Origin of the sequence: Roseomonas gilardii subsp. gilardii (assembly GCF_023078375.1) — a bacterium.
Taxonomy (GTDB): Bacteria; Pseudomonadota; Alphaproteobacteria; order Acetobacterales; family Acetobacteraceae; genus Roseomonas; species Roseomonas gilardii.
This window is the reverse complement of sequence record NZ_CP095554.1, coordinates 1,557,446-1,577,370: the sequence shown is the minus strand read 5'-3', so window position 1 is coordinate 1,577,370 and position 19,925 is coordinate 1,557,446. Positions and strand designations below refer to the sequence as shown.

Sequence of the window (19,925 nt, the reverse complement as noted above, 5' to 3'; positions counted from 1 at the left end):
TTCTTTGTCATGCTCTCGTGAGTTGTAGCGCAGGCCCATATATCGGAACCTGAAGCGACACATCGGGAGGGTCATGGTGCCGGCCGCCGGCGATCCGCCTCCCATCCGACGGAATATCAGGGCATGGGCCGCCCTTGGGGAATGGATCTCTGCCGATCCGGCCTGCCCCGGGGCCGCCGCGGGAGAACGCGTGCTTGATCGGCCTGATCCAATCCGTCCTTGTGGACCTCCTGCATGAGAGGGGAGGAGAGGCCCTGCTGCGGGACACGCTCGCCCTGGCGGAGCTTCCACCCGATACCGAGTTCCGGATCGACCGCAACTACCCGGATGGCGAGTTCCTGCGCCTGCTGGACGCGGCCACCGCGACCACGGGCCTGGACCGCCCCATGCTGATCGAGGCCTATGCCACGGCCTTCCTGGCGCGGGCGAAGGTGCTGTTCCCCGCCTTCTTCACCCTGCCGGGCGGGGCGCGGGGCTTCCTGCGGCGCCAGGCCGCGATCCATGTCAGCCTGGGTGCCGGATTGCGCAGCCCGGAGGAAAGACAGGGCGTCAAGGACAAGTTCCGGATCGAGGATGGCGAGCATGGCGACCTGATCGTCTCCTACCACTCCGCGAGCCAGCTCTGCGATTTCTACCGGGCCCTGGCGCATGGCGCGGCGCGGGAGTTCGGGGAGATGCTGACGCTGACCAACCTGCGCTGCCAGCGGCGCGACGGCGGCGCCGGCTGCACCTTCCGCCTTTCCTTTCCCATGGCGGCCCCCATGGCGGCCATGGCCCATGGATAACCGTCCGGGGGCACAGGGCTGCGGGACCGAAATCCTCGCGGCGGATGTCTCCCATATCGCGGACCAGCTTTCTTGCACGGTGGACGGCAATTTCGACCTCTACGTGAACTGCGAGTCGAGGGAAGTCTCGGTCCAGAAGCTGTCCATGATGGTCAACTTCCTCCTGGACAATGTGCGCCGCGCCCTGGCCGCGCAGCGGGAGGTCCAGGAGAACCTGGAGCATCTGGTGGCGCAGCGGACCGCGCAGCTCAACCTGATCCTCGAGGGTTCCAATGACGGCGTCTGGGTCTGGGACCTCGCCCAGCAGACACTGTCCCTTTCCGCGCGCTGGCTGGCCATCAGCGGGCTGACCGGGCTGCCGGCCGAGGGCAACCCGGTTTCCGTCTGGTTCGACCATGTGCACCAGCACGACCGGGCCGGGCTGCACGATGCGATCCGCCGGCATCTGGAGGGGCTGCTGCCGCATGTGGAGGCCGAGTACCGCATGCGCTCGGCCGATGGCGCCTCCCGCTGGATGCTCTGCCGTGGCGTCTGCCGCCGCGATGCGCGCGGCGAGCCGGTGATGCTGGCCGGCACCCAGACGGACATCACCCTGCGCCGGCATCTCGATCCTGCCACCGGCCAGCCCAACGAGCAGTTCCTGCTCGACCGGCTGGCCGGGATGCAGGAGGAAGGGCACGACGCCTCTCTCGTGCTGCTCGGCTTCGACGGGCAGGCGCAACTGGCCGAGGCTCTCGCGCCGGCGCAGACGCGGGAATTCCTGCGCCTGCTGCTGCAGCGGCTCACCCAGTGCCTGCCGCTGGCCGCGCCCATGGCGCTGCTGCCCGGCAAGTCCGTGGGCGTGATCCTGCCCGGCGGCGTGCCGGAGACGCTGACGCTGGCGGAGGCGATCCTGGCCCGGCTCTGCGAGGAGCCGCTCCGCCTGGGCGGCGCCGAGCGGCGCTGGCTGTCCCCGAGAGCCGGGCTGGTGCCGCTGCGGGACATGGCGGGGCATGAGGCGGATGCCATCCTTTCCGCCGCCTGGACGGCGCTGCGCCATTCGCGCAAGGGGCGGCGCGAGCGGGTCGCCGTCTATGACCCGGCGCAGCGGCGGCAGAGCGAGAAGGACGTGGCCGACGAGGTGCGGCTGCGCGAGGCGCTGGACCATGGGCGGGTGGAGGCCTTCTTCCAGCCGCTCATCCACCTTTCCGATGGAAGCCTGGCCGGGTTCGAGGCGCTGGCGCGGATGCGGACGGAGGATGGCACGGCCATCTCGCCGGCGGAGTTCATCCCTGTCGCCGAGCGGACCGGGCTGATCGCCGCGCTCGGCGCGCGGATCCTGGAACAGGCGCTGGACCGGCTGGCCGAGTGGCGCCGCCAGGGGCTGGTGGACGAGCGGGCGACGATGGGCGTGAACCTCGCCGCGGCGCAGATCGCCGACCCGCATTTGCCACGCGACCTCGCGGCGGCGCTGGGGCGGCATGGGCTGCCGGCCTCCTGCCTGAAGGTCGAGGTCACCGAGACGGTGATGGTCGAGGATCTGGATCTGGCGCTGGGCAGCCTGAACGCGGTGCGCGCTCTCGGGGTCCGCGTGGCGCTGGACGATTTCGGAACGGGCTATTCCTCGCTGGGCTACCTGCGCCGGCTGCCGGTGGACATCCTGAAGATCGACCGCAGCTTCGTCACCGGCATCGACGCGCTTTCGGACAAGCGGGCGATCACCGGCACGATCTGCGCCCTGGGACAGACCCTGGGGCTGGAACTCGTGGCGGAAGGCGTCGAGACAGGGGCCGAGGAAGAGGCGCTGCGGGCGATGGGCGTGCAGCACGCGCAGGGCTATCGCTACAGCAGGCCGGTCTCCGGCAGCGAGATCCCGGCGGCGATCCCCTGGCTGCTCCGGGCGACGGGGGCGAGGGAGATGCGGGAAAGCCACCCCCTGCCGCATGGGTGCAGCCGGGCGGCCATGCCGGGCGAGGTCTGATAGCGGGCCACGAGGGCAGCGGGCCACGGAAGCTCCGGCTTTCGCGGCCCGGCATGAGGCTGCGTCAGCCGGAAGTCCTGGTGGCCCCTCGGCGTGCTCCCTGCTTCCCGCCTTCCTCCTGGGATGTCCGGGTTCCGGCGATCCGAGAAGGCTGGGGGGCGGCTTCACGCCGTCCGCCGGATTTCAGGAAGGTTTCGTGCATCTCGGCCGCGAGGCCGCGCAGCGACCGGCCGATGGCGGCGTACTGGTACTCGTTCAGGTTGGCGAGCGAGGCGCGGCCCGAGGGGTGCGGCGCGCCGAAGCCCTTGCCCGGCAGCAGGACGATGCCGGTCTCGGCGGCGACACGGAACAGGATCTCCGTCGGGTTCTGCGTGTCGCGCACCCAGTCGGCGAAGTCGCGGCCATAGAGGCCGAGCGTCACCTTCTCCAGATCGATGAGCGTGTAGTAGTCCACCGAATTGGCGTCGTCGTCGATCGGCACGCCGAGTTCGCGGTACAGCGCCTTCTTGCGGTTGCGGATGACCTTCTTCAGCGCGGCCTTGTAGCTGTCCTTGCCGTCCATCAGCGCGAAGAGGGAGAAGAGCAGCATCTGCACCTGCTGCGGGGTGGAGAGGCCCGCTGTGTGGTTCAGCGCGACGCTGCGGCTGTCCGCCACCAGCCGGTCGAGGAAGGCGAGCTTGCGCGGCTCCGGGGTGAGGCTGCGGTAGCGTTCGTCGAGCGCCTTCTTGTCCTTCTCCGGCAGGGAGGCCAGGGCGCGGTCCAGCATGTTGTCGCGGTGCATGGCGATGACGCCGAGGCGCCAGCCGGTGGCACCGAAATACTTGGAGAAGGAATAGACCAGCGCCGTGTTGCGCGGGCAGCGGGCGAAGAGGGATTCGAAGTCGTCGGCGAAGGTGCCATAAACATCGTCGGTGAGGATGATCAGGTCCGGCCGCTTCTCCGCGACGATGGCGGCGATGGCTTCCAGCCCCTTCGCATCGATCTTCACCGAGGGCGGGTTGCTGGGATTGGTGACGAAGAAGACCTTCACCGCCGGATCGGCCAGCTTGTCCAGCTCCGACTGCGGGAATTGCCAGCCCATCTCAGGATCGGCATTCACCGGCACCTCGACGAGCTGGTAGTCGGAGAGTTCCGGGATCTCGATATAGGGGGTGAAGACCGGCATGCCGATGGCGACCTTGTCGCCGGGCGCGATCAGCCGGTTCTCACGGAGCGAGTTGAAGATGTAGGTCATGGCGGCGGTGCCGCCCTCCACCGCGAAGAGATCGACATCGGCGGAGGACAGCAGGCCGCCCACCATCTCCTTCACGATGTATTCGCGCACCACCTTCTCGGTCAGCCTCAGCATGCGCGGGGGCACGGGGTATTCGCAGCCGAGGATGGCCCCGGTGATCTCATGGACGAATTCCGGCTCGGACAGGCCGATCTGGTCGTGCACATAGGAAACGGCGCGGCGCAGGAAGGCGGTGCCGGGATCGTCGCGGTGGCGGGCGACGAAGCTCTCGAAGCGGGCGGTGATGCCGTCCTGGCGTGGCAGGCCGCCCACGCCCTCGGGCATGTAGGAGAAGGACATCTCCGATTCCTCCACCGCGAAGCGGCCCAGGGCGAAGAAGGCCTGGCGCGGCAGGGTGGCGAGGAAGTTCGGGTTGCCGCGCCCGGCATTGAGCATGGTGCGGCTGGCCTGGCTGGACGCGAGGCTGATCAGCGTGTCCTTCAGCTCGAAGGGGCTGAGCTGCGCGAGCCTGGCATAGTCGATCTGGGCCATGGGATGTCCCCGGACGGAGGATAAGGATGGGAGGGCGTCAGGCGAGCAGCATGATGATGACCATGCCCCAGATGGTCAGCAGCGTGTTCCCGACGGCATAGGTCACGGTGTAGCCGAGGGCCGGGATCTGGCTCTTCGCGCGGTCCGTGATCATGCCGAGCGCGGCGGTGGTGGTGCGCGCCCCGGCGCAGCAGCCGAGGATGAGCGCGTCGTCGAAGCGGAAGACGTACTTGCCGATGTAGAGCCCCAGGATCAGCGGCACCGAGGTGGCGAAGATGCCCCAGAGGAAGAGGCTGATCCCCAGCTCCCTCACGCCGGCGACGAAACCGGGGCCGGCGCTGATCCCGACCACGGCGATGAAGACGTTCAGCCCGACCGAGTTCATGAACCAGACCGTGGCGGGCGGGATGCGGCCGAAGGTTGGATGGATGGAGCGGAGCCAGCCGAAGAACAGGCCGGAGATCAGCGCGCCGCCGGCGGTGGAGAGGGTGAGCGGTACGGCGCCGACGCGCCAGACCAGGGCGCCGGCCAGCGTGCCGAGGGCGATGGCGGCGCCGATGAAGGCGACGTCGGCCGTGTTGGTGCGATGGTCGGCATGGCCCAGGGCCTGGGCGGAGGCCGAGATCTCCTGGGTCCGGCCGATCAGTGTCAGGACATCGCCGCGATGGATGCGCGTGGCGGGCAGGATGGGGATCTCGGTGCCGGTGGCGCCACGGCGGATGCGGCGCAGGAAGACGCCATGCGCCGCGGGCTGGTGGCTCAGCTCCGCCAGGGTCTTGTTGTCCACGGCCTTCTGCGTGACGAGGACATCGACGCCCTCCATCGGGACGCTCAGCAGATCCGGGTCATCGACCTCCGTGGCCTTGTTGTTCAGAAGGTCCACCAACACGTCGCGCGGGCCGGAAACGGCGACGACATCGCCCGCCTGCAGCACCGTGTCCGCCTTGGCCTCCAGGATCTTCCCGTCCCGGCGCAGGCGTTCCACGAAGAGGCGGGCCTGGGGATAGCTGGCCTCGGCCTCCGCGGCGGTCCGTCCGACCACGCGCATCCCCGGCTCCAGCCGGTAGGCGCGGAGCACGTAGTGGTGCCAGGCGCTCCCCTCTCCGCCCGGCTCCGGCTTGCCGCCCATGCGGGCCTCGTAGGCCTTGCAGGCGGCCTCCAGGTCGAAGCCCAGCAGCTTCGGCCCCAGCATCGACAGGATCAGGGCGGAGCCGATGGTGCCGTAGATGTAGGTGACGGCATAGGCGACCGGCATGGCGTCCAGCAGTGGCCTGGCCTGTTCCGGCGGCAGGCCCAGCCGGTTCACCGCGTCCGTGGCAAGGCCGAGCGAGGCGGAGATGGTCTGGGACCCGGCGAAAAGCCCCGCCGAGAAGCCCAGATCGTAGCCGGCGATGCGGGCGGCGAGCCAGGAGGCTCCCAGGCAGAGGAGGCAGAGCACGGCCGAGAAGACCGCCTGCGGCACCCCATCCCTGGCGATGCCGCGGACGAACTGCGGCCCGACGCCATAGCCGATGGCGAAGAGGAACATCAGGAAGAAGATGGACTTCACATTGGCCGAAACCGTGATGCCGAGCTGTCCGATCAGGATCGCGGCGAGCAGCGTCGCGGTGACGGCACCCAGCCCGATGCCGCGGATGCTGAAGGCCCCGACGTAGTAGCCGATCGCCAGGGAAAGGAAGACCGCGATCTCCGGATAGGTCCGGAGCGTTTCGACGAACCATGTCCACATCGGCGCGGGGCTCCTGGCCTGGATCTGGCCTCAGGGCAGGATGCCCCCCAGGGTCGACCCCGGGACTGGTCCCTTCCGGCCATGGAAAGAGCCGGCGCCCGGGCGGACGCTGGCCGGGGGTGCAGCACGCCGCGCCGTCTCCCCACGGCGGAACGAGTCCAGCGGCGGGCTTTCGCGAGCCCCTCCCGCACGATGGCCGTGGGATCATGAAGGCGTCCCGGCAACCGCCAACTCACCTCCCGGTGTCCGGGGCAAGGCGGGGTCCGGAACCAGTGGCCCTGGCCCCCGCCGGCATCGGCGATCCCGATTTTTCCAGAGGAAAATCAGTAGCTTGCCGGCACGGAGAAGGCAGGGAAGGTTCGTTCCGGCCTCAGGTCAAATTCTGGGGAGCCGGGATGGCGCCTCCCGCAGTCCAGGCAGATGGAGGCAGCGATTGACCCGGCGGGAGGGCAAACCTACCTTCCCTCCGTGCTGGAACACTTCTTGCTGCTTGTTGGGACATGTCCACCGCGAGCCGAGCCTATCGGGACCAGGAAGGCATGATCTCGAGCAATCTCGAAAAGGCGCTGGATGGCCGCGGGGCCACGATCCTGCGCCAGATCGTGGAACTCTACGTGGAGACCGGGGAGCCGGTGGGCTCGCGCACCCTGTCGCGCCGCCTGCCGCATGCCCTTTCCCCGGCCACCATCCGCAACGTGATGGCGGATCTGGAGGAAGCCGGCCTGCTCTTCGCCCCGCATACCAGCGCCGGGCGCCTGCCGACCGAGCGGGGGCTGCGCCTCTTCGTGGACGGGCTGCTGGAATTCGGCCAGCTGACCGAGCAGGAGCGGGAGGCCATCACCGCGCGCTGCGCGGCCTCCGGGCGCTCGCTGCACGACACGCTGGGCGAGGCGGGGCGGATGCTGTCCGGCCTGGCCGGCGCGGCGGGCCTGGTCGTGGCGCCGAAGACCAACAGCCCGGTGCGGCATATCGAGTTCGTGGCGCTGGGCCCCGGCCGGGCGCTGGTGATCCTGGTGAGCGAGAACGGGCAGGTGGAGAACCGGGTGATCGAGGTGCCGGCCGGATTGCCCACCGGCTCCCTCACCCAGGCGACCAACTACCTGAACCACCGGCTCAACGGCCGCACGCTGGACGAGACGCGTGACGAGGTGAGCCGCGAGATCGCGGCGAACCGCAGCGCGCTCGACGAGTTGACGGCCCAGGTGGTGGAATCCGGCCTCGGCATCTGGTCCGGCGGCGGCGGCGGAGCGCTGATCCTGCGCGGCCAGTCGCGGCTGCTGGAGAACCTGGACCAGACGCAGAAGATCGGGGAAATCCAGGCGCTGTTCGACCAGTTGGAGGCGCAGGAGACCATGCTGCGCCTGCTGGAGCTGGTGCAACGTGGCGAGGGCGTGCAGATCTTCATCGGCGCGGAAAGCGGGCTCTTCGATGCCTCCGGCGTCTCGATGATCGTGGCACCCTTCCGCAACGCGCAGGAGCGCATCGTCGGCGCGGTCGGCGTGGTCGGGCCGACACGGATCAACTACCGCCGGATCATCCCGGTGGTGGACTACACCGCCGGGGTGATCGGGCGCCTGCTGGGCTGAGAGGGATCCGGCCGGGAGTGCGCCTGTGTCCGCCCCCCCGGGGCAAGGCTCCGCCTCGCCCTCCGTCCCCCACTCCGCCGGGGACCGAAGCCGGTCCCCGGACCCCGGGCTTTCGTTGGCGCTGGCGGTAACCGTCAGCCTGCGGACCGATCCCTGGGAGCAGGTGGATCAGTGGGGCTCCCGAAAAGAAAATCACCATTTCCGCGCTGGCGGCACCGGCAGTCGCCGGAGAGCATTGCTCTCCGGCGCGATCCAGCCGCAACAAACACCAACGAACCGGGTCCAGGGCCCGCAGGGTCCTGGCGGATAGGGGGTCCGGGGCGAAAGGCGGCGCCTTTCCCCCGGGAAGCGCAACGCCCGAAGTGACGTCCCGCCGATCCTACATCGTCCAGCCGCCATCGATGACGTGGATCTGGCCGGTGGTGTAGGTGGCGGTGGCCAGATAGAGAGCGAGGTCGGCGATCTCCTCCGGCTGGCCGTTGCGGCCGATCGGCTGGCGGGCGATGAAGGCGGCGCGGGCGCCCTCGTAGTCGCCGCCGGTGGCGAGGCGCTGTTGCAGCGAGGGGCTTTCCACCGTGCCGGGGCAGATGGCGTTGCAGCGGATGCCGCGCGTCACATAGTCGGCGGCGATGGACTTGGTGAGGCCGACCACGGCGGCCTTGGTGGTCTGGTAGGCGAAGCGGTTGGGCACGCCCTTCACGCTGGAGGCCACCGAGGACATATTGATGATGCAGCCGTCGCCACGCTCCAGCATGCCGGGCAGCACGGCGCGGCTGGTGCGGACCAGGGCCTTCACGTTCAGGTCGAAGGCGAAGTCGAGATCCGCGTCCGGCATCTCCAGGATCGTGCCGCCATGCACGATGCCGGCGCAGTTGAACAGCACGTCCACGCGTCCGATCTCGGCCATGGCCTGGCGCACGGCGGCATCGTCGAGCACGTTCAGGGCGCGCCGCTCGATGCCGGGGCCTTCCAGTTCCTCCAGCTTCGCCGCATTGACGTCGGTGGCGACGACCTTCGCGCCCGCGCGGGCGAAGAGTTCCGCCGTGGCGCGGCCGATGCCCTGTGCCGCGCCGGTGATCACGGCGGTCTTGCCATCCAGGCTGAGTGTCATGTGTCGTCTCCCGCTCGGGTGCTTCCGGAGCCCGCCCGCCTCCCCTGGGGTGGAACGGGCTCCCGTCTCTTTCATGGCATGGCCCCACGGAAGGCCATGCCGGTGCGAAGGGTGGCCGCGTTCAGTCCGCCGGATGCATGTGCAGCCCGGGCATCGGATCGTCCGCCCGTGCCTTCTCCGCCATGCCCTGGCCGAACTGCCGGTACCAGAGGCCGGTGAGGACCGGCACCACGAGGGAGGTGACGATGATGCAGATCGCCACCAGCACCGTGGCGGTCTGGGCCACCGGCATGAACTGCGGCGCGACGGCGGCGATGGCCAGCGGGTTGGCCGCGGCGGCACCGGCGGTGGAGGAGGCGGCGATGCCGGCCGTGCCGGTGCCCTTGCCGATGATCCGGTCGGCCAGGATCAGCGGGATGCCGGTGAGCACGATGACCGCCAGGGCGAGCACCACGCCGAGGCCCGCCAGCGGCGAGAGCAGCGTGTTCAGGTCGATCGTATTGCCCAGCGAGAAGGCGAAGAAGGGGATCATCAACTGGCCGCCGGGCGCGAAGAAGGCGCGCAGCTTGGGGTCGAGGTTGCCGAGGGCGAAGCCGACCAGGAAGGGCAGCACGGCGCCGACAAAGACCTGCGGCTCGAAATGCGCGGCCCCGGAGGCGCCGAGGATGATCATGCTCATCAGCGGCCCGGATTCGATGGAGGTGAGGACGAAGGCGCCCGCTTCCTCCTTCGTGCCGTAGCTCTGCATGAGCGAGGCGTAGAGGCCACCATTCGTCATATCCATGGCGCAGACGATGGCCAGGATGGAGAGGCCGGCGAAGAAGCCGGTCTGGATGCCCTCGACCGGGATGAACATCGAGGCGACGAGGGTGATGATCCAGGCGGCGATCAGCTTGGTGAGGACGAGGGTGCCGGATTTCCGCAGCACCGTGCCGGTGGCGGAAAGCTTGATCGAGGCACCCATGCAGAAGAACCACACGGCCAGGATCGGGATCACGCCCGTCATGATCCCCTGGGTGAAGCCCTTGAAGTAGATCGGCGCACCGGGGGCGAAGGTCTTGCACAGCGCGCCGAGCAGCAGCGGCACCAGCATCAGCCCGCCGGGCAGCCGGTCGATCGTATCCTTGATTCTCATGGACGTACCCTCACGCTTCCGGGTTGCGGGGCGAGGGTCCCTGGCCCGCGGGCCTCGACCCCCCGCCCCTCGGCCCCGCCCTTCTCTGGGCCGGTGGCCGGGGTTGTCGGGTGACAGGGGCCGGGGCGCCGGACGGGCGCACCCGGGATGTCCGGACCGGCCGGGCCGGCCTGGGAGGGGCGGTTCAGCCGGCCGAGACGCGCTGCCGCTGCACGCCGAGGCCCTGGATCTCCACGCGCATCGTGTCGCCGTCGCGGAGATAGCGGGGCGGTTTCATGCCCATGCCCACGCCGGGCGGGGTGCCGGTTGTGATGACATCCCCCGGCAGCAGCATCATGAAGCGCGAGATGTAGGAGACCAGGAAGGGCACCTGGAAGACCATGGTGCGGGTGGAGCCGTCCTGCACCGTCTCCTCATTCACGGAGAGGGTCATGCGCAGGTCCTGGGGATCGGCGATCTCGTCCTTCGTCACCAGCCAGGGGCCGAGCGGGCCGAAGGTCGGGCAGCCCTTGCCCTTGGTCCACTGGCCGCCGCGCTCAAGCTGGTATTCGCGCTCCGACACGTCGTTGCAGACGCAGTAGCCGGCGACATAGTCCAGCGCTTCGGCCTCGGAGACATAGGAGGCGCGCTCGCCGATCACCACGGCGAGTTCCACCTCCCAGTCGGATTTCGTGGAACCGGGCGGCAGCAGGACGGTATCGTCCGGGCCGACGATGCAGGAGGGGGCCTTGTTGAAGAGGACGGGCTCGGTGGGCACCGCCATGCCGCTCTCGGCCGCATGGTCCGCGTAGTTCAGCCCGACCGCGATGAAGTTGCCGGTGCCGGCGACGCAGGCGCCGAGGCGGGCGCCCTCGGGGGCCAGGGGCAGGTCCGTCGGCCGGAGGCCGCGCAGGCGGGCGAGGCCGTCGCGGGACAGGACCGGGCCGGCGATGTCGGGCACCACGGCGGAAAGGTCGCGGATGCGGCCCTCGGCATCGACGAGGCCGGGCTTCTCGGCGCCGGGGGAACCGAAACGAACGAGCTTCAAGACGTTGTCTCCCTGAGCAAGGCGGGCTCCGGCCGGGCGTGAGGGCCGCCTTTTCTGAGTCTGGAACCTGGGCGCAGGCTTCCCCCCGATCATGCGCCATGTCAATAGTCTTCGAATATAGTGTGGATTTTCGAAAATCAGGGAGCGGGTCCGGCGTGCAGCAGGTGAAGGAACGGGTGGAGACGCGCACGCTGGCGGGCGATGCCTATGCCACCATCCTGGACGCGATCCGCCGCGGATCGCTGCCGCCGGGGCAGCGGCTCCGCTTCGCCGAGTTGCAGGCGCTCTGCGGCACCAGCGTGTCCCCGGTGCGGGAGGCGCTGGTCCGGCTGACGGCGGAAGGATACACGCAGTCCGACAACCACCGGGGCTTCCGGGTGGCGCCGGTTTCCGCGGCCGAGATGATGGACATCGTGCGCAACCGGCAGCTCCTGGAGGGCGAGGCGCTGCGGCTGTCGATCCTGCATGGGGATGCGGAATGGGAAAGCCGCGTGCTGGCGGCGCATCACCTGATGTCCCGCCTGCCGCGCGAGCGCGACGACATCCCCTCCGCGCTGCGGGACGACTGGGAGGAGAAGCACGCCGCCTTCCATGCCAGCCTGCTCTCCGCCTGCGGCTCGCCCATCCTGACCGGCCTGTGCGGGGCGCTGCTGGCGCGGGCGGAACGCTACCGCCGCATGTCGGTCAGCATCCCCGGCGTGCAGCGCGATGTGGTGCGCGAGCACCGGGAGATCCTCGACGCCACGCTCGGCCGGCGGGCGGAGGAGGCGGTGGCGGCCCTGCGGGAGCACTACCAGCGGACGGCGGATGCGGTCCGGCTGTTCTTCGACCGGCAGGAGCCGGGGTGAGCCCGCTCCCGCCCCACCCGCCTCACTCGTACCAGGTGCGGCCGTCGCGCTCGATCAGGGCGATGGCGGCGGTGGGGCCCCAGCTTCCGGCGGCATAGGGGCGCGGGGTCTCGGGCTTGTCTTCCCAGCTTTCCAGCAGGGGCTCGACCCAGTTCCAGGCAGCCTCGACCTCGTCGCGGCGCATGAAGAGCGTGGCGTTGCCGCGCACCACATCCATCAGCAGCCGCTCATAGGCATCCGGATAGCGGCTGTTGAAGGCTTTCTCGAAGGAGATGTCGAGGCCGGTGGGACGCAGGTGCAGGCCGCCCGGCCCGGGCTCCTTGGTCATCATCTCCAGCCGCATCCCCTCCTCCGGCTGCAGGCGGATCAGCAGGCGGTTGGGCTCCAGGTTGCCCGCTTCGCCGGGGAAGATGGTGAAGGGCGGGCTGCGGAACTGGATGACGATCTCCGAGACCTTCTGCGGCAGGCGCTTGCCGGTGCGGAGATAGAAGGGGACATTGGCCCAGCGCCAGGTGTTCACATAGGCCTTCATGGCGATGAAGGTCTCGGTGGTGCTGGCGCCGTCGCCGAGATCGGCGAGGTAGCCGGCGACGGGCTGGCCGTTCACCGCGCCCGCCGTGTACTGGCCGCGCACGATGGTCCCGCCGAATTCCGACGGCAGCAGCGGGCGCAGGGCGCGCAGCACCTTCAGCTTCTCGTCGCGCACCGCATCGGCGTCGAGCGAGACGGGGCTTTCCATGGCGAGCAGGCAGAGAAGCTGCAGGATGTGGTTCTGCAGCATGTCGCGCATGGCACCGGATTTGTCGTAGTAGCCGCCGCGCCCCTCCACGCCCACCGTCTCGGCCACGGTGATCTGGACATGGTCGATCATGTCCGCGTTCCAGAGCCGTTCGAAGATGGTGTTGGCGAAGCGCAGCGCCAGCAGGTTCTGTACCGTCTCCTTGCCGAGATAGTGGTCGATGCGGAAGAGCTGCGCCTCCGGCACCACCGCGCCGACCGCATCGTTGATCGCCTTCGCCGAGGCGAGGTCGCGGCCGATCGGCTTCTCCAGCACCACGCGCGATTTCGGTGTCAGGCCGCCATGGGATTCGATGTTGCGGCAGATCGGGCCATAGAGATCGGGCGAGGTGGCGAGGTAGTAGGGCCGGACGACATCGGGGCGCTCATCCAGCCGTTCCATCAGCGCGGGCCAGCCATCCTCGCCGGCGCCGTCCACGCGGCTGTAGACGAGCAGGCGCAGGAAGTCCTGCACCGTGGCGGCGTCGAAATCCGCCTTCACGAACTGCCGCAGCCCTTCCTCGGCACGGGCGCGGTAGCCATCGTCGGAGACCTCGCTGCGCGCGGCGGCGACGATGCGGCAGCGGTCGTCGAACTGCCGGTCCCGGAAGCGGTGGTAGAGCGAGGGCAACAGCTTGCGCATCGTCAGGTCGCCGGTGGCGCCGAACACGACATAGTCGAACTGCGGGACGGGAACGATCTTGGCCATCACGGTCTCTTGGGTTCTTTCCTGGCGGTGACGGTCAGAAGACGCTGGCGCCGGTCTCGGCGGAACCGACGCTGGCGCGAAAGGCGGTGAAGAGCTCGCGCCCGGTGCCGCTGTGGTAATGCGAGAGATCGGCCCCGGCATGGCCGCGGGCGGCCCATTCCTCCGGCGCCACCTTCACCTCGATGCGCCCGGCCACGGCATCGACGCGGATGATGTCGCCGTCGCGCACCTTGGCGATGTCGCCGCCCTCCGCGGCCTCGGGCGTGACATGGATCGCGGCGGGTACCTTGCCGGAAGCGCCGGACAGGCGCCCGTCGGTGACGAGGGCGACGCGGTGGCCACGATCCTGCAGCACGCCCAGCGGCGGCATCAGCTTGTGCAGCTCCGGCATCCCGTTGGCCTTGGGGCCCTGGAACCGCACCACGGCGACGACATCGCCGTTCAGCTCGCCCTTCTTGAAGGCCGCCTGCAACTCGGACTGGTCGTGGAAGACGCGGGCGGGGGCCTCGATGACATGCCGCTCCTCCGCCACGGCGGAGGTCTTGATCACGGCGCGGCCGAGATCCCCTTCCAGCACGCGCAGGCCACCGGTCGGCTGGAAGGGCGCCGTCGCCTTGCTGATGATCTTCGGATCGGCGCTTTCCGCCGGCACCTCGCGCCAGGTGAGCGTGCCATCCTCCGCCACGCCCGGATCGGCGACATAGCCGCGCAGGCCGGTGCCCCAGACGGTGTTCACATCCTCGTGCAGCAGCCCGGCATCGAGCAGCTCGCGGATCACGAAGCCCATGCCGCCGGCGGCGTGGAACTGGTTCACATCCGCCTTGCCGCTGGGATAGACACGGCAAAGCAGAGGGGTCACCTCGGCGAGATCGGCGAAATCGTCCCAGCGCAGGGAGATCCCGGCAGCGGCCGCCATGGCGACGAGATGGATGGTGTGGTTGGTGGAGCCGCCCGTCGCATGCAGCCCGACCATGCCGTTGACGAAGGCGCGCTCATCCAGGATGCGGCCGACCGGCATGAACGCGTTGCCCGAGGCGGTGATGGCCAGCGCCCGGCGCACGGCCTCCTTCGTCAGCGCGTCGCGCAGCGTGGTGCCGGGGTTGACGAAGCTGGCCCCCGGCAAATGCAGGCCCATGATCTCCATGAGCATCTGGTTGGTGTTGGCGGTGCCGTAGAAGGTGCAGGTGCCCGGGCCGTGATAGGACCGCGTCTCCGCCTCCAGCAGCGCCTCGCGCCCCACCTTGCCCTCGGCGAAGAGCTGGCGGATGCGCGTCTTCTCCTCGTTCGGCAGGCCGGAGGTCATCGGCCCGGCGGGGATGAAGACGCCCGGCAGATGGCCGAAGGACAGCGCGCCGATCACCAGCCCCGGCACGATCTTGTCGCAGATGCCGAGATAGACGGCGGCATCGAAGGTCTGGTGCGACAGCGCGACGGCGGTGGCGAGCGCGATGACGTCGCGCGAGAAGAGCGAGAGCTCCATCCCCGCCTCGCCCTGCGTGACGCCGTCGCACATGGCGGGCACGCCGCCCGCGACCTGCGCCGTCGCCCCCGCCGCGCGCGCCGTCTCACGGATCAGCTCCGGGAAGCGCTCATAGGGCTGGTGGGCCGAGAGCATGTCGTTATAGGCGGTGACGATGCCGAGATTGGGCGCGTCGCTGCCGTAGAGGCGCTCCTTGTCGCCTGCGCCGCAGGCGGCGAAGGCATGCGCCTGGTTGGCGCAGCCGAGGGCCTTGCGCGGAGCCTTCGCCGCGGCGGCCCCGATCCGTTCGAGATAGCGGGCGCGCGCCGGGCGGCTGCGCTCCACGATGCGTTCGGTGACTTCGCCGACCCTGGCCTGCAACGACATTGTTCTCAACCCATCGGAACCCCGCCCGCAACCTGAGCATTGTTCGGCGATGCCGCAAGCCGATTGTGCGGAGCCGAACGCGGGAAAGGGCGGCCCCCTGCGGGAGCCGCCCTTTCCATCCCCGTATCCCCGGGCCTGAACGTCAGCCCTGGTTGGGCTTGCCCGCCTGCGGCGCCTGCATCGCCACGAAGGCGCCATGGCCATCGCGCAGCACGCGCAGCGCCACCGCGCCGCCATGGCTCTGGGCGGCCTCGCGGATCGCCTTCGCGGCGTCCTCGGGGCTGGCCACCGGCTTGCCGGCGACGCTGGTGATCACGTCGCCCGGCTGCAGCCCCGCCTGGGCCGCCGGGCCGTCCGGCTCCACGGCCGAGACCACGGCGCCCTTGGTGCCACGCGGCAGGTCGAGGCCCTGCCGCTCGGCATCCTGGATGGTGGCGAGGCCGATGCCGAAGCGGGGCTGGCCGCCCTCCTCGTTGTTGGCCTGGGCCTGGGACCCGTCCTGGGCCGGCAGCGAGGCCAGCTTCACCGGCAGTTTCTCGTCCTGTCCGTCGCGGCGGGCGGTCAGCGTGGCCTCGGAGCCGGGGCGGTGGTCGGCGATCACCCGGGCCAGTTCGCGCGGGCTGTGGATCGGGGTGCCGTCCACGGCGGTGATGACGTCGCCGGCCTTGAGCCCGGCGCGGGAGGCGGGGCTGTCGGGCTCCACCTGCGCCACCAGCGCGCCCTGGGCCTCCGGCAGTTGCAGCGCCTTGGCCATGGTGTCGGTCACGGGCTGCGTGCTGGCGCCGAGGAAGCCGCGCTCCACATGACCGTTCTTCTCCAGCTGCGCCACCACCGTCTGGACGATGTTCGAGGGGATGGCGAAGCCGATGCCGACCGAGCCGCCGCTGGGGGAGAAGATGGCGGTGTTGACGCCGATCACCGTGCCGTCCTGGGCGAAGAGCGGGCCGCCGGAATTGCCGCGGTTGATCGGGGCATCGACCTGCAGGAAGTCGTCATAGGGGCCGGCGCCGATGTCGCGGCCACGGGCCGAGACCACGCCCGCCGTGACGGTGCCGCCGAGGCCGAAGGGGTTGCCCACCGCCACCACCCAGTCGCCCGGGCGGGCCTTGTCGGAATCGCCCAGCTTCAGGAAGGGGAGGTTCTTGCCGGCATCGATCTGGAGCAGCGCCAGGTCGGTGCGCTCGTCGCGGCCGACGATCCTGGCCGGCAGCTCGCGCCCGTCATCCAGCGTCACCTTCACCGAGGCGGCGTCCTTCACGACATGGTTGTTGGTGACGATATGGCCCTCGGCATCGACCAGGAAGCCGGAGCCCAGCGCCTCGGCGATGCGCCCGCCCTGGCGGCCACCCTCGGGCGCGCCGAAATAGCGGCGGAACATGCGGTCCTGCGGCGAGCCCGGCGGGAAGGGCGAGCCGGCCCCGGCCTGCTGCTGCGGCTTCTCGATGGCGGTGATGGTCACCACCGCCGGGCGGACCTTGGCGACGAGATCGGCGAAGCCCGGCAGGCCCTGCATGGCCGGGGCCACCACGGCGGCGGCGGGCTGGATCTGGCCGCCGACGGGACTGCCCTCGGCGAAGGCGGGGGCCCAGCCGGCGGCGACGCCGCCCAGGGCCGTGCCCGCCAGCAGCACGGCGGCGAAGGCGGCGTTGCGACGGTTGCGGAAGGGGTTCGACATCCGAGCGGTTCCTCTGGGTTGCGGCCGGTGGCGATGCCACCGCGATGGATGCCATCTGGACCCGCGCCGCTGGAGGCGCTCCGACAGGATCATGAAAGAGTTTTCAGAGTTCCGGATGGGGTTCCAGGCGAGGGCGATCCATGCCCCGTCCCGGGGGAAGCACGCCCGGCGGCGGCGGAAAGGTCCAGGGCGGCGGTGAGGCCCTTTCCTTCCGGCCCGTCGCGGAGTTCGAGCCGGCTGTCATGGAGGCGGGCCACCGCGGCGGCCAGGGAGAGGCCGAGGCCGGTCCCCGGCGTGTTGCGGCTGCGGTCCAGGCGGTAGAAGCGGCGGAGCACCTTCTCCCGCTCCCCGGCCGGGATGCCGGGGCCGTCGTCGGAGACTTCCAGCACCGGGCCGGGGCGCAGCGAGACGCGCAGCGTGCCGCCGCCATGGGCCAGGGCGTTGTCGAGCAGGTTGGCGAGGGCCTGCCGCAGCAGGGTGGCATGGCCGGCGATGCGCTGGCCGGGGGCGATCCCGGTTTCCAGCCTCCGGCCGGCCTCCTCGGCGACGGGGGCATAGACCTCCGCCACCTGGGCCACGAGCGCGGACAGGTCGAGCGGGGCGATGTCGTCCCGCCCCGCCCCCGCCTCGGTGCGGGCGATGCGCAACAGGGCGGAGAAGGTGGCGAGGATGCCGTCGAGTTCCCCGATCGCCGCCTCCAGCGTGGTGGCATCGGCCTGGGGCTCCCGCGCGCCGGCCAGGGCTGTCTCCAGCCGCTGCCGCAGGCGGAAGAGCGGCGAGCGGAGATCATGCGCCACGTCGTCGGTGACCTGCCGCACCTCCGCGACGAGGCGCTCGATGCGTTCCAGCATGGCGTTCATCGTCGCGGCGAGGCGGTCGAACTCGTCCCCGCGCCCCGAGGCGGGCAGGCGGCGGCCGAGATCGCCGGCCATCACCGCGCGGGCGGCGGTGCTGACCCCGGCCAGGCGGCGTTCCAGGCCACGCGCGGCGAGGAAGCCCAGGGCCAAAGCGAGCACGGCCCCCAGGGCACCGGAGATCCAGGGCGTCCAGGCCAGGGCGGCGGCGGCGCGCTCGGCCGGGGCGAGGTCGGTGGCGATGACGAGGCCGACGCCCCCCTGCAGCACGGTGCCCAGGGCGCGCAGCCGGGTGCCGTCCCGCCCCCGCAGCGTGACGAAGCCGCGCAGGCCGGGCGGTACGCCGGGCAGGTCGCCCAGCAGGGGGCGGCCATCGGCGGTCTGCAACTGCACGCGAAGCGGGCCGCTGCGCCGGACATAGGACTGCGCCACGACGGCGAGGCCGGACAGGCCGCCGGCCTCGTATTCGCGCAGGAACCCCTCGGCCTCGGCGGCCAGGATCAGGTCGAGTTGCTGGTTCAGCGCCGCCTGGGCACGCAGCCAGCCCCAGCCGGCGCCCAGGCCGGAGGCGAGCATCACCACGGCGGCGATCAGCAGGGCGGCGCGCGGGGCGAAGGACCGGGTCCAGCGGAAATGGCGGCGCAGGCGCATGGGGCGTGGGGACCGGGCTCCAGGGGTGATGCCAAAGGGGCCAGAGGCGGGGCCCGGAAGCGGAGGATGCGGCCGGCCGCGCCCTTCCGGCGCCGCGATTCCCACGGCGTGGGCACCGGCGGCGATGGCTGTAGGGCGAAACCGGCCCGCGAGGCGAGTCCGGACGGCTGGCCGGGTGCCGGAGCGGCGCGGGCCGTGGCAGGCTGTCCGCACGGCCTTGCCGACAGGGCCACCGGACGACAGACAGGAAAAGGATCGCCAGCGCATGAAGACCGGCACCGCCTCGCCCGCCCCAGGGGTGGCCCCAGGGGTGGCCCCAGGAGTGGCCCAAGAGGTCACCCCAGCGGCGGCCCCCGCCCCGCGCCACCGGCCCGGGGCGCTGCGCGGCTTCGCCACGCGGCTCTTCGGCGCGGCGGGGATGGAGACGGAGAAGGCGGCGGCCGTCGCCGATATCCTGGTGGAGGCCGACATGCTCGGCCACGACACGCATGGCCTGGAACTGGCCGCGCGCTACCTGGGCGAGATCGAGGCGGGGAACATGGTCCTGCGCGGCGAGCCCGAGATCATCTCCGACCGGGGCGCGGTGATGGCCTGGCACGGCCGGCGCCTGCCCGGGGCCTGGCTGGTGCTGAAGGCCCTGGAGGCCGCCTATGAGCGGGCGGCGCGGTTCGGCACCGCGGCCATCGCCATCGGGGACTGCCACCACACGGGCTGCCTCGCCGCCTATCTGCGGCGCGCGGCGGAACGGGGGCTGGTGCTCTCGATCCATTCCTCGGCGCCCGGCGCGGCCTCGGTGGCGCCTTTCGGCGGGGTGAAGGGCGTGCTCTCCCCCGCCCCCTTCGCCTTCGGCTTCCCGACCGGCGGCGACCCGGTGATGATCGATGTCAGCGCCTCGATCACCACCAACAACATGGCGCTGCGCCTGGTGCGCGAAGGGCGGCGCTACGAGCGGCCCTGGCTGATGGATGCGGAGGGGCAGCCGACCGAGGACCCCACCGTGATCCAGCGCGGCGGCACCGTGCTGCCGGCGGGCGGGCAGGACCATGGGCAGAAGGGCTATGGCTGGGCCCTGACCGCCGAGGCGCTGAGCCAGGGCCTGTCCGGCCATGGCCGGGCCGACGGGGCGCCGGGCATGGCGAATGCCGTCTTCCTCCAGGTCTTCGACCCCGCGGCCTTCGCCGGGCTGGAGGCCTTCACCCGGCAGACCGACGCCATCACCGGCAATTGCCGCGCCAGCCCGCCGCGCCCCGGCTTCGGCGCGGTGCGCCTGCCCGGGGAGGCCGGGCTGCGGCGGCGGGAGGCCGCAGAACGCGACGGGGTGGCCCTGCGGCCGGGCATCCTCGACTCGCTGCGGCCCTGGGCGGAGAAGCTCGGCGTCGCCATGCCCTGAGACCGGAAAGGATCGGCGCGGTGCGCCGATCCCCCGGCCCCGGCCCGCCGGCGGGGCATGGCGTTACGGTTTCTTTG

At 70.7% G+C, this 19,925-nt stretch carries 14 protein-coding genes; 5 read left to right on the top strand and 9 right to left on the bottom strand.

All coding sequences use genetic code 11. From position 1 onward, the window contains the following. Positions 1-194 precede the first annotated feature (194 nt). On the top strand, positions 195-785 hold the full coding sequence (locus MVG78_RS07125; protein WP_247559452.1) for a heme NO-binding domain-containing protein: 591 nt from the start codon (positions 195-197) through the stop codon (positions 783-785). Beyond that, a complete protein-coding gene (locus tag MVG78_RS07120; protein ID WP_247559450.1) occupies positions 778-2,745 on the top strand; it encodes a putative bifunctional diguanylate cyclase/phosphodiesterase in 1,968 nt (655 codons plus the stop codon). Before MVG78_RS07125 ends, MVG78_RS07120 begins: the two co-directional genes overlap by 8 nt. Positions 2,746-2,809: 64 nt before the next feature. On the opposite strand, the gene MVG78_RS07115 is transcribed toward MVG78_RS07120, so the two are convergent. Next, positions 2,810-4,510, bottom strand: a complete 1,701-nt coding sequence (locus MVG78_RS07115; RefSeq protein WP_247559448.1) for a bifunctional aspartate transaminase/aspartate 4-decarboxylase — start codon at positions 4,508-4,510, stop codon at positions 2,810-2,812. A 37-nt stretch (positions 4,511-4,547) separates the two neighbouring features. Beyond that, positions 4,548-6,239, bottom strand: coding sequence for an aspartate-alanine antiporter (gene aspT, locus MVG78_RS07110; protein ID WP_247559446.1), 1,692 nt, complete (start codon positions 6,237-6,239; stop codon positions 4,548-4,550). A gap of 539 nt (positions 6,240-6,778) precedes the next feature. Between aspT and hrcA the strand changes: the two genes are divergently transcribed. Continuing rightward, the gene (hrcA, locus tag MVG78_RS07105) at positions 6,779-7,825 is read left to right on the top strand and encodes a heat-inducible transcriptional repressor HrcA (protein ID WP_247559444.1); all 1,047 of its coding nucleotides are present in this window, start codon (positions 6,779-6,781) and stop codon (positions 7,823-7,825) included. A 379-nt stretch (positions 7,826-8,204) separates the two neighbouring features. Here the strand turns inward: hrcA and MVG78_RS07100 are convergent, their stop codons facing one another. The 3 genes from MVG78_RS07100 to MVG78_RS07090 all read right to left on the bottom strand — a co-directional run bounded on the left by MVG78_RS07100 (position 8,205) and on the right by MVG78_RS07090 (position 11,098). Beyond that, positions 8,205-8,936: an SDR family oxidoreductase gene (locus tag MVG78_RS07100; RefSeq protein ID WP_247559442.1), complete on the bottom strand. Its 732-nt coding sequence runs from the start codon at positions 8,934-8,936 to the stop codon at positions 8,205-8,207. Between the two features lie 121 nt (positions 8,937-9,057). After that, entirely contained in the window at positions 9,058-10,071 is a 1,014-nt protein-coding gene (gene kdgT, locus MVG78_RS07095; protein ID WP_247559440.1) for a 2-keto-3-deoxygluconate transporter, read from the bottom strand. 184 nt (positions 10,072-10,255) lie between these two features. Next, positions 10,256-11,098, bottom strand: coding sequence for a fumarylacetoacetate hydrolase family protein (locus tag MVG78_RS07090; RefSeq protein ID WP_247559438.1), 843 nt, complete (start codon positions 11,096-11,098; stop codon positions 10,256-10,258). A gap of 155 nt (positions 11,099-11,253) precedes the next feature. On the opposite strand from MVG78_RS07090, the gene MVG78_RS07085 reads away from it, so the two are divergent. Next, positions 11,254-11,946: a GntR family transcriptional regulator gene (locus MVG78_RS07085; RefSeq protein WP_247559436.1), complete on the top strand. Its 693-nt coding sequence runs from the start codon at positions 11,254-11,256 to the stop codon at positions 11,944-11,946. Positions 11,947-11,968: 22 nt separating this feature from the next. Here the strand turns inward: MVG78_RS07085 and zwf are convergent, their stop codons facing one another. The 4 genes from zwf to MVG78_RS07065 all read right to left on the bottom strand — a co-directional run bounded on the left by zwf (position 11,969) and on the right by MVG78_RS07065 (position 18,458). After that, positions 11,969-13,432, bottom strand: a complete 1,464-nt coding sequence (gene zwf, locus MVG78_RS07080) for a glucose-6-phosphate dehydrogenase (RefSeq protein WP_247559434.1) — start codon at positions 13,430-13,432, stop codon at positions 11,969-11,971. Positions 13,433-13,466: 34 nt separating this feature from the next. Continuing rightward, positions 13,467-15,278, bottom strand: a complete 1,812-nt coding sequence (edd, locus tag MVG78_RS07075) for a phosphogluconate dehydratase (RefSeq protein WP_247559433.1) — start codon at positions 15,276-15,278, stop codon at positions 13,467-13,469. Positions 15,279-15,420: 142 nt separating this feature from the next. Beyond that, positions 15,421-16,953, bottom strand: coding sequence for a DegQ family serine endoprotease (locus MVG78_RS07070; protein ID WP_247559430.1), 1,533 nt, complete (start codon positions 16,951-16,953; stop codon positions 15,421-15,423). An 89-nt stretch (positions 16,954-17,042) separates the two neighbouring features. Next, positions 17,043-18,458 (bottom strand): sensor histidine kinase, encoded by a 1,416-nt coding sequence (locus MVG78_RS07065; protein WP_247559428.1) that lies wholly within the window; start codon positions 18,456-18,458, stop codon positions 17,043-17,045. 265 nt (positions 18,459-18,723) lie between these two features. On the opposite strand from MVG78_RS07065, the gene MVG78_RS07060 reads away from it, so the two are divergent. Further along, on the top strand, positions 18,724-19,848 hold the full coding sequence (locus MVG78_RS07060; RefSeq protein WP_247559426.1) for an Ldh family oxidoreductase: 1,125 nt from the start codon (positions 18,724-18,726) through the stop codon (positions 19,846-19,848). Positions 19,849-19,925 lie beyond the last annotated feature (77 nt).

Coding starts and splice junctions, on each gene's coding strand:
- MVG78_RS07120 (WP_247559450.1), top strand. CDS start 778: ATGGATAACCGTCCGGGGGCACAGGGCTGCGGGACCGAAATCCTCGCG.
- MVG78_RS07115 (WP_247559448.1), bottom strand. CDS start 4,510: ATGGCCCAGATCGACTATGCCAGGCTCGCGCAGCTCAGCCCCTTCGAG.
- aspT (WP_247559446.1), bottom strand. CDS start 6,239: ATGTGGACATGGTTCGTCGAAACGCTCCGGACCTATCCGGAGATCGCG.
- hrcA (WP_247559444.1), top strand. CDS start 6,779: ATGATCTCGAGCAATCTCGAAAAGGCGCTGGATGGCCGCGGGGCCACG.
- MVG78_RS07100 (WP_247559442.1), bottom strand. CDS start 8,936: ATGACACTCAGCCTGGATGGCAAGACCGCCGTGATCACCGGCGCGGCA.
- kdgT (WP_247559440.1), bottom strand. CDS start 10,071: ATGAGAATCAAGGATACGATCGACCGGCTGCCCGGCGGGCTGATGCTG.
- zwf (WP_247559434.1), bottom strand. CDS start 13,432: ATGGCCAAGATCGTTCCCGTCCCGCAGTTCGACTATGTCGTGTTCGGC.
- edd (WP_247559433.1), bottom strand. CDS start 15,278: ATGTCGTTGCAGGCCAGGGTCGGCGAAGTCACCGAACGCATCGTGGAG.
- MVG78_RS07070 (WP_247559430.1), bottom strand. CDS start 16,953: ATGTCGAACCCCTTCCGCAACCGTCGCAACGCCGCCTTCGCCGCCGTG.
- MVG78_RS07065 (WP_247559428.1), bottom strand. CDS start 18,458: ATGCGCCTGCGCCGCCATTTCCGCTGGACCCGGTCCTTCGCCCCGCGC.
- MVG78_RS07060 (WP_247559426.1), top strand. CDS start 18,724: ATGAAGACCGGCACCGCCTCGCCCGCCCCAGGGGTGGCCCCAGGGGTG.